Here is a 3,525-nt window from a genome sequence, read left to right on the forward strand (position 1 = left end):
GGCCCCGGGCCCCCTCGCCGCCCGACTCGGGCACGTGCCGCAGCGCCACGGGCACGCACAGCAGCGCCAGCGGAACGTTCAGCAGGAACACCCACCGCCAGCCCGGCCCGTCCACCAGCCAGCCGCCGACGAAGGGCCCGACCGCCGCCCCGATCCCGCCGAAGCCGGACCACAGGCCCACCGCGCGGCCCCGGTCGTCGGGATGGAAGGACGCCTGGATCAGCGCCAGCGAACCCGGTGTGAGCAGAGCACCGCCCACCCCTTGCAGGGCCCGCGCGGCGATCAGCACCCCGGCGTTCGGCGCGATCCCGCACAGCAGCGACGCCACCGCGAACCACACCACACCGACGACGAAGACCTTCTGGCGCCCGAAACGGTCCCCCAGCGCCCCGCCCAGCAGGATCAGCCCGGCCAACGTGACCATGTACGCGTTGACCGTCCACTGCAGGGCCGCCATGTCCGCGTCGAGATCACGGCCGATGCGGGGCAGCGCGACATTGACGACGGTCGAGTCCAGCAGGGCCATGCTGGAGCCGAGGACAGTGGTGAGCAGGATCCACTTGCCCTGCGGTGAGGCCAGCCGGACATCGGGCATGCAGGGAGCATACGGAAGAGCCCGGCACCTCAGGGAGGTGCCGGGCTCGACGCGAGCGGACCGGGACTTACTTGATCTTCGTGCCGGTCGAGCGCAGGTTGCCGCAGGCCTCGACGACGCGCGCGGACATGGAGGCCTCGGCCAGCTTGCCCCAGGTGCGCGGGTCGTAGGTCTTCTTGTTGCCGACCTCGCCGTCGACCTTCAGGACGCCGTCGTAGTTGCGGAACATGTGGTCCGCGACCGGGCGCGTGAAGGCGTACTGCGTGTCGGTGTCGATGTTCATCTTGACCACGCCGTTCTCCAGGGCGGTCCGGATCTCCTCCTCCGAGGAGCCGGAGCCGCCGTGGAAGACGAAGTCGAACGGCGACGCCTTGCCGAACTTGGCGGCGACGCCCTCGTTCAGCTCCTTCAGCAGCTCGGGACGCAGGACGACGTTGCCCGGCTTGTACACGCCGTGCACGTTGCCGAAGGAGGCGGCGAGCAGGTAGCGGCCCTTCTCGCCCAGGCCCAGGGCCTCGGCGGTGCGGATCGCGTCGTCGACGGTGGTGTAGAGGGAGTCGTTGATCTCGTGGGAGACGCCGTCCTCCTCGCCACCGGTCGGGGTGATCTCCACCTCAAGGATGATCTTCGCGGCGCGGGCCTGCTCCAGCAGCTCCTGCGYGATGGAGAGGTTGYCGGCGAGRGTCTCGGCGGAGCCGTCCCACATGTGCGACTGGAAGAGCGGGGACAGACCGGCGTCCACGCGCTTCTTGGAGAGCGCCAGCAGCGGACGTACGTAGCCGTCCAGCTTGTCCTTCGGGCAGTGGTCCGTGTGCAGCGCGATGTTCACCGGGTACTTCTCGGCGACGATGTGCGCGAACTCGGCCAGGGCGACCGCGCCGGTCACCATGTCCTTGCTGTACTGACCGCCCAGGAACTCGGCGCCACCCGTGGAGATCTGGACGATGCCGTCGCTCTCCGCCTCAGCGAAACCGCGCAGGGCCGCGTGCAGGGTCTGGGTGGAGGTCACGTTGATGGCCGGGTAGGCGAACTTTCCTGCCTTCGCCCGGTCCAGCATTTCGTTGTAGACCTCGGGAGTTGCGATGGGCATGCGTCCGCTCCTTGTATCTGCGGGTTGGCGTACTGCGTTTTGGCCCTGACCTAGACCTTGGGGTGCGACGTCATCGTCGGCCCCATCTTTCCAGACTTGGCCGGAAGGTCCAGGCCACCGTCCACGCCCTGGTCGGTCTTGGCTCAGTCCAGGCCCAGCTCGTCCTTGGAGAACGCGAAGAGATACGGCACCCCGGCGCCCTCCTGGATCTTCTCCGCGGCGCCGGTCGCCCGGTCGACGATGGTCGCGACGGCGACGACCTCGGCCCCGGCCTCGCGCACGGCCTCGACGGCGGTGAGCGGGGAGCCGCCGGTGGTGGAGGTGTCCTCGACGACCAGCACGCGGCGGCCCGCGATGTCCGGACCCTCGACGCGCCGCTGCAAGCCGTGCGCCTTCGCGGCCTTCCGTACGACGAAGGCGTCCAGGCGCCGGCCGCGCGCGGCGGCGGCGTGCAGCATGGCGGCGGCGACGGGGTCGGCGCCCATGGTGAGCCCGCCCACCGCGTCGAACTCCAGGTCGGCGGTCAGGTCGAGCAGCACCTGCCCGACCAGCGGCGCGGCCTCGCCGTCGAGGGTGACGCGGCGCAGGTCGACGTAGTAGTCGGCCTCCAGACCCGACGACAGGGTCACCTTGCCGTGCACCACGGCCTTGTCCTTGATCTGCTGCAGCAGCGCGCCACGAGTGTCCGTCATGGCGCCCAGCTTAGAGGCGGCGCCAGCTCCAGGTCGTGGTGGCCTCCAGCGGCTCCAGGGGCGTGACCAGGCGCGGCATGCTGTTGAGCCCGTTGGGCGGCCCGGTCTGCGGCTCCACGCACACGGCCGCCTCCTGCTCGTCGTAGACGACGACCCACTCCTGCCTGCTGGCCACCTTCAGCTCCAGTTGCCCCGGCCAGGTGAGGGTCACGTCGACGCCGCCGGGCATTCCGAAGCAGTCGTCCCAGGGGCCGGGCTTCGGCTCGACGCGGTTGCCGGTGGGCAGGTGGTCGTCGCCGCGCTCCTCCTGCCAGGCCGGGTCGAAGTCGAGGCGTACGTCCTCGCCGCCGAGGTTCCGGTTGAACCACGGGTGCCAGCCGATCTGCGCCGGGAACGACGACTCGTACGTCTCCACGGACATGGTCAGCGTCAGCGCGTCCTCGGTGAGGGCGACGACCTGGGTGACGCGGCCCGGGTGCGGCCAGGGGTCGACGAGCTCGTGGGTGATGACGGCCTCGGCCGTGCTGGTGCGGGCGGTGCGCCAGGCGCCGTCGCGGGCGGTGCCGTGGATGGCGTGGGGCGGGGCGTTGAGGGGCATCTGCCGTACGACGGCGCCGTCCAGGAAGCGCCCGTCCCGGATCCGCCCGCACCACGGCACCATCGGGAAGCAGCCGAACCGCTCCCCCTGCCGGAGCAGCTCCACGCCGCCGATCCGCAGCCCTCCGACCCGGCCGCCGTTGCCCGGCTGCACGGTCACCTCCGCGTCACCCGCGGTCAGCGTGATGTCTTCGTCACTCACGGGACGACCCTACTGGGGTGATCAAGAGTGCCTCACCCGTTGCGGGCTTTTCAGCGGCGTCTGCGCAGCGCCCGGACCGCCACGATGGCCGACGCCAGCGCGAGCGCCGCCGCGGGGGCCGCCCAGCGCAGCGGGGCGGGAGGCATCACGGTCTGCGGCGCGGGCACCGGCGCGTACCGGCCTCTCGGCGGGGCGTGATCGACCTCCTCGGCACTACGCCCGATCATCGTCCGCCGCGCATGCGCCGCCTCGGCGATGTCTTCGTCGTTCTCGTCGTCTTCGTCGTCCTCGTCTGCCTCGTCGCCCTCGTCTGCCTCGGCCGAGGGCCCGTCAGCGGACGGCGGAATAT

General features: G+C 71.0%; 4 protein-coding genes and 1 pseudogene. All 5 read right to left on the reverse strand.

The genetic code is table 11. From position 1 onward, the window contains the following. Nucleotides 1-595 (reverse strand): MFS transporter (locus CA983_RS41575; RefSeq protein ID WP_143645741.1); only part of this gene is annotated, 595 nt, incomplete at its 3' end. A 67-nt stretch (nt 596-662) separates the two neighbouring features. Further along, nucleotides 663-1,685, reverse strand: coding sequence for a class II fructose-bisphosphate aldolase (fbaA, locus tag CA983_RS41580; RefSeq protein ID WP_086605841.1), 1,023 nt, complete (start codon nt 1,683-1,685; stop codon nt 663-665). Nucleotides 1,686-1,828: 143 nt separating this feature from the next. Then, complete coding sequence (pyrE, locus tag CA983_RS41585; RefSeq protein WP_086605842.1) at nt 1,829-2,377, reverse strand: orotate phosphoribosyltransferase; 549 nt, start codon at nt 2,375-2,377, stop codon at nt 1,829-1,831. Between the two features lie 10 nt (nt 2,378-2,387). Continuing rightward, on the reverse strand, nt 2,388-3,176 hold the full coding sequence (locus tag CA983_RS41590) for an aldose epimerase family protein (RefSeq protein WP_086605843.1): 789 nt from the start codon (nt 3,174-3,176) through the stop codon (nt 2,388-2,390). 50 nt (nt 3,177-3,226) lie between these two features. Then, nucleotides 3,227-3,525, reverse strand: a pseudogene (locus CA983_RS41595) (carbon monoxide dehydrogenase); the annotation flags it as partial.

It is taken from the genome of Streptomyces swartbergensis, from assembly GCF_002148965.1.
Taxonomy (GTDB): Bacteria; Actinomycetota; Actinomycetes; order Streptomycetales; family Streptomycetaceae; genus Streptomyces; species Streptomyces swartbergensis.